The 2,997-nt window shown below is 47.1% G+C and carries 1 protein-coding gene; it reads right to left on the reverse strand.

Going from position 1 to position 2,997, the window contains the following annotated elements:
- A partial coding sequence (locus GXO76_12780; protein ID NOY78731.1) for a TonB-dependent receptor occupies positions 1-2,618 on the reverse strand: 2,618 nt, incomplete at its 3' end.
- Positions 2,619-2,997: the final 379 nt, after the last annotated feature.

The raw sequence follows: 2,997 nt of genomic DNA on the forward strand, positions 1-2,997 counted from the left end.
TTCCCCCGAATAACGGGCGTGTACGGAAATCCGGATTCGCCGTAGTACATGATGCTCACTCTCAGGTTTTCAAACGGATGTCTCCCAAAAACAGACGGGCCTTCCTGTTTCATCGTGTAGAAATTCAAATACGCCCGAATCACATGGGGCTGATCCCAGGGAGCCGTCTTTTCCCGTTTGGGCCGAGTGCGCTCGGTGCTGCCGCTCCAATAGCCGTCCCAGGAGGTCGGATCCAAAACTTTTGCCCTGGAGTAGGAATACGTGACGGTGCCGCCGAAATGGTGGCTGATCCGCTTTTTCAGCTCGAGATCCAGACCGTAGGCGGAACCAAAATTCTGATTCAGAAAAACGGCGTATGTGAATGGATTGATGTGAGCCGGATCGGAATAGGCCGGCACCCGAACGGAACTGACCTGGTTGGTGGTTTCTTTTGCCCACAGATTAACCTTGAGTGCGTAAACATTCAGAATTTCCTGCTGCCAGCCAATTTCGTACTGAACAGACAATTCCGGCTCCAGGTTTGGGTTGCCGATGAGGTTACCCAGTTTCAAACTCATCTCCCGGTTTTTCCCGGAGGCCCGGTACAAATCCCGGTAATTCGGCGACTGGTAAAAATGCCCAAAGTTAAAAAAGAGCACCGACTTGTCCGTAAGCGGGTATGCCAATCCCACGCGGGGACTGATTCTGACGTGCGGCCGGGTTTTCACAATTTCATTGTAGATAAGCGAATCGGACGTGCCGGATTGAACCGGTGCCAGCGGATTCAGGGGATCCTTCCAGAATTCGCTTCTGGCATTAAAATAATCAAGCCGCAGCCCGGCATTCAAAATAAAACTGTTGAAATCCAATTTTAATTGAGTGTAAGCAGCCCCCTCGATTGGCTGATGCGTGTAGATGGTCGGAAACGGATCAATCGATGAAATATTCTGGTACGACTCCTCACTCAAATCGATCAGATTAATTTGACCCCCTGTTTCAATCTGGTGGCTTTTCCCGAATTCGCGGGTCAAATCGCCCCGGGCCTCATAATTGACGCTATGATCACCCGAATACCAACGATTATCGGCCTTTAGATAGAAGGTGGTTTCAAAAGGCTCCCGAACCGCTTCCGGCCCCGCGTAGGGAACATATTCTGCAGGCTGCTTAATGTTGTTCCAGTCCGGCTGAAAAATGTCCCATCGATTCTTGTATTTTGTTCCGTAATTGCGCAGAATTCGAATTTTTCTGTCGGAATAAAAACGGGAAATATGAAATGTGTAAAAGGTTCGCTTGTTCAAAACGTGGGTCATTGTTAGCGTCTCTTTATCACTATTGAAGATCTGCACATTCTGACCCTTCATATCGAAAAAATACCGGTACGAACTCAGGCTGTAATTGGCTGCCTGCCGGTACCGGCGGTCTTTTAAGATCGAAAAAACGATTTTAATGGATTTGGATGGATGCGTCACAATTTTCCCGAACAAATTGAAACTGTTGTCCCAACCAAAACCTGTCCACCCCCTGTACTGGTCCAGTGGGTTGATTCGTCGGCCGTCCGGGCCTTTCACCTTTCTCCAATTGGATGAAAAACCCTGCTGAATCGAATCCAGAGAGCCGGTGGCCAAATACCCGCGGATAATTTCATCCGTTGCCGGAAGCCGGATTTCGGTGCTGTCGTTCAATCGGAGGTTTCGATAATCGTCCCAGACGATCTCATCAAAAGGATAGGCCGTTCCCGCACTCTTTTTTAATTCCCCCGAAAAAAAGAAAGAGGCTCTTGGCAAAAAGGGAATCCGTGCTCCCAGCGTAGCCTGAAGATCCTGCCAATTCTTCACCTGGCTTTGCCCCCAAGATAACTGGGACAACCCCAAGGGCTTGCTGCTTTGATAATTAAGGGATCCCGTGGGCTTTTCTCCCGCCTCTTTTGTGGTAAGATTAATCATCCCGGAGAGGGCGTTTCCATATTTGGCGCTAAACCCGCCGGAAACAATGGAAAGCTGCTGAATGGCAGAGTTGTTAATGTGTGTCCCAAATCCCCCGAAGACCGGATTGGAGACCTTCACACCGTCAATGTACAACCCCACCTCATTGTTGCGCCCCCCGCGTAAACGAAAATCTTCAATTCCCTGGGCATTGTAGCCGGCTTTTGCAATGGGGGTGCCCGTTAAAATGGACACACCGGGCTGCGTCCCCAGAATATCCTGAATATTATTTACCGGAAGCGAGCGAATTTGAGAGGCCGTCATGGTGACCACTTTTGACGTCACATCCTTCTGAATCAGGGGCCGTTCTGCTGTGACCACAACGGACTGACCCAGGGCAATGGCAGCGGGATGCAGTGTCACCGAAAGTGTCGTGGTTTGGTCGGCAATAACCTGTACATTTTTGACACGAACGGTTTGGTACCCCATAAACTGAATCTTTAAGGTGTACACCCCCGGACGAACGTGCAAAATCAAGAATTTTCCGTTTAGATCTGTACTGGCACCCGTAAACGTTTTTTCAAGTGTGACATTGGCTCCCGGAAGAGGGGTTCCCTTTTCGTCAAGAACCGTACCCTTAATGCGTCCGCTGACCTGGGAATAAAGATTGGGAATCACCAGAAATAAAAACAGAAAAAGAAAGAGGATTTTTTTCATTATCACTCCGATTTCTGCACAACACTTTATTGGGGAAAAGAATGGATCCTCGCAAGAAAACAAAATGGAAATGCGGTTGAGGTTGAGAAACACATGCACCCCATTTAAATGTCCTCTTGCGATGATATTTTTTAAAAAAAGCTACGATGAAAGGTTTCGAATTACAGAACCGAATTATGCTGTGACCATAATTTAGAATATATTTTAGAATATGTCAAGTATTTTTTCTATTTTTTTTCTTAGGATTGATCTAACAATCTTTTGCCCACTAATTTCACGAATTTATTTTATTGAAAGCAAGTTAGCGTAATGTGTGTAATTCGTGGTTATTAGAGAGAACTTATCCTCATTAACCTAAAAAACTCATGTGCCGCAAAGT

Source organism: Calditrichota bacterium (assembly GCA_013151735.1).
Lineage (GTDB): Bacteria > Zhuqueibacterota > JdFR-76 > JdFR-76 > BMS3Abin05 > BMS3Abin05.